This window comes from Maribacter sp., from assembly GCF_049667165.1.
Lineage (GTDB): Bacteria > Bacteroidota > Bacteroidia > Flavobacteriales > Flavobacteriaceae > Maribacter_A.
This window is the reverse complement of record NZ_JBATHS010000136.1, coordinates 1-1,721: the sequence shown is the minus strand read 5'-3', so window position 1 is coordinate 1,721 and position 1,721 is coordinate 1. Positions and strand designations below refer to the sequence as shown.

2 protein-coding genes are annotated in these 1,721 nt (G+C 37.8%); one reads left to right on the top strand and one right to left on the bottom strand.

From position 1 onward, the window contains the following. Positions 1–1,084 (top strand): hypothetical protein (locus WBM98_RS07140; RefSeq protein ID WP_424365333.1); only part of this gene is annotated, 1,084 nt, incomplete at its 5' end. 38 nt (positions 1,085–1,122) lie between these two features. Here the strand turns inward: WBM98_RS07140 and WBM98_RS07135 are convergent. Further along, positions 1,123–1,721 (bottom strand): nucleoid-associated protein (locus tag WBM98_RS07135; protein WP_424365332.1); only part of this gene is annotated, 599 nt, incomplete at its 5' end.

Here is a 1,721-nt window from a genome sequence, read left to right as displayed (position 1 = left end):
GACTCAACAACGGCTGATGTCCAAGAAAAAACCCTCTTTTCCTGTGAGCAAAAAACTCGATGCTTTCCTGGAAATGTACAACCGAAAAATTGAACTCCCCATTTTTTATGACGATTTGCTCAGATTTGCTGGCTCTGTGGTGGTCTATGATGATGATGGTGTTGACACCTTATGGGTACGGGTGTATTACTCTGATTCCGATCGCAAAGAAATTGATCTTAGTTTAAAAAGGGTCTATTCCGTACTTCATTCAGATGGTACCGATCATATTTTTCAGTATCTCAATATTGATGCCGTGGATTATTGTACGTTTGGAAATTCCAAACCTTTCAGAATAAAGGTCCGAAATATATTAAATGAGAACTTCACTTATTTTTATGTAAAAAAGGCCGATGCTTCCCGTATTTATGGGTTAGAACTAGAGCATATGCTCTCCCCCTATAATCTGAATTATCTCGTCTGTAAGGATACACTCATCGAGGAACATATTGCGGGGATCCCGGGAGATATTTTTATAAAAAATATGTTACCCCACTGCAGTGATTCTGAAAAGTCGCAGTTAGCCAAAGAGTTCGTAAAGTTCAATGAGCGATCTATGATCCAATTATTGGGTGACATGCGTTCCTATAACTATGTGATTATTCCTATACATGATTTTGACCATGTGGTTTACAGAATACGTGCCATTGATTTTGATCAGCAGTGCTTTGAAGGAAAACTCAATGTATACCGCCCGCAGTTTTTTAAAGAAAACTTTAAAATGGTCGAGTTGGTATCAAACAAGTTGCTTGAGGATTCCATAGAACAGTATAAAGTTGAAGAACGCTCTATTATTGCCAAACGGATCATTAGTACCAACAAACGGATAAATCGACTCTTAAGCGCTTGCAAAACGGATAAAATATCCCTTCCTGAGAACGTGGAACGTTTAAAGATGGAAATTTTCGATTTTACCCATGATATCAATTTCAAAAAATGCAAATCAATGGGAGAGATCCTGATCCTTACCCTGGATTTTGTTAAAAGAAATTATGAAAATGTAAGTATGAGGCAGATCATTGATATGAAGATCAATATCAAATAAAGCTTTACAATATACTTTCCTGAAGGAAACAGCTCTTACTACTTCATTTCCTTATTGAAGTATACCAGATAATAGTACATCTGTTTTTCCTCATCCCAGCCTTTCTCTACAAATCGTTCTGCAGATTCTGGATTGATAAAATCCATGCGGATCTGAATATTGGTATCCAGGGTTATGACATTTTTGATCTTCTTACGGGAATCTGAAACTGCTTTGTTGGCAATCGGAAAGGTTGAAACATCCTCAATGCTATACTTGGGACCTTTTTCTACCTTGTAGTGCTTGAACTCAGGGATAAGTTCCGGATTCTCCATTACTTCATTGAGAAATAGGGATTCCTCAAAGGCATCATTTTTTGCAAAATGGTTCACAGCTCGGTTCATAAACAGTACTTCTTGTTGTTTATCTTCAGCTGGCAAAACCACGTCCTTGGCAAAGTTCTGGCAGAATTTAAGATAATTTTTCGTGTAAAAATTGTCGTCTGGGAGTACATTGACCCCAAGAAAATTCTCCAGCCAATACTTTGTGTCGTATCGGTTGCTGTCCACAGACAAAACCTTGAAACCTTCTTCAGCCAGGGTGTTAAAAATAAGGCACCCCTTATCTAATTTGTTCAGATTCACACCCTCTTCAAGGA